Annotated in this window: 1 protein-coding gene; it reads right to left on the minus strand. The window is 66.3% G+C overall.

Going from position 1 to position 934, the window contains the following annotated elements:
• Window positions 1-13: 13 nt before the first annotated feature.
• Window positions 14-934: ABC transporter permease (locus tag PMI12_RS26185; RefSeq protein ID WP_007838776.1), on the minus strand; the 921-nt coding region annotated here is incomplete at its 5' end.

The following is a 934-nucleotide window of genomic DNA, read 5'->3' on the forward strand; positions in this document are numbered from 1 at the left end:
GTGATGACGGAGCTCATATGTCGCTGGCCTTGATGCGCGGGTCGATCACGGCATACAGCACGTCGACCACGAAGTTCACGATCACCACCATGGCCGCCAGCAGCATCACGCAGTTGCGCACCACGATCAGGTCGCGGTTGCTGATGGCCTGGAAGATGAGGCGGCCCAGGCCCGGCAGATAGAACACGTTCTCCACCACGATGGTGCCGGCCAGCAGCTCGGAGAACTGCATGCCCATGACCGTGATGACCGGGATCATGGCGTTGCGCAGCACGTGGGTCCACAGCACGGCTCGTTGCGACACACCCTTGGCACGCGCGGTGCGAACGAAGTCTTCCCGCATCACCTCCAGCACCGCCGAACGCGTGATGCGCGCGAGGATCGCGGCCTGCACCACCGCCAGCGACAGCGCAGGCAGCAGCAGCGACTTGATGCCCGCGAAGATGCCTTCGCCCCAGCCCTCGAAGCCCCCGGCGGAGAACCACTGCAGTTGCACCGAGAACACGAGGATCAGCAGGATGGCGAACCAGAAGTTCGGAATCGCGATGCCGACCTGAGCCATGCCCATGAGGCCGACGTCGCCGAGCTTGTTGTGGCGCGCGGCGGCCGTCACGCCCACCAGCAGCGCGATCACGACGGTCAGGGCCATCGCCATCATGGCCAGCGGCACGGTGAGCGCGAGGCGTTCGAGGATCAGGTCGAGCACGGGCGAGCTGTAGGCGTAGCTGTCGCCGAGGTGGCCGGTCAGCAAGCCGCCGATCCAGTGCCAGTAGCGCGTCCACGCGGGCTGGTCGAGGCCGAGCTTGGTGGCCAGGGCGGCGACGGCTTCGGGCGAGGCGTCGGGACCCATGAGCATCTGCGCGGCGTTGCCCGGGAGAATTTCCAGAACGAGGAACACGATGATGGACGCGCCGATCAGCGTGCCGATCAGCGT

This window comes from Variovorax sp. CF313, from assembly GCF_000282635.1.
Lineage (GTDB): Bacteria > Pseudomonadota > Gammaproteobacteria > Burkholderiales > Burkholderiaceae_C > Variovorax.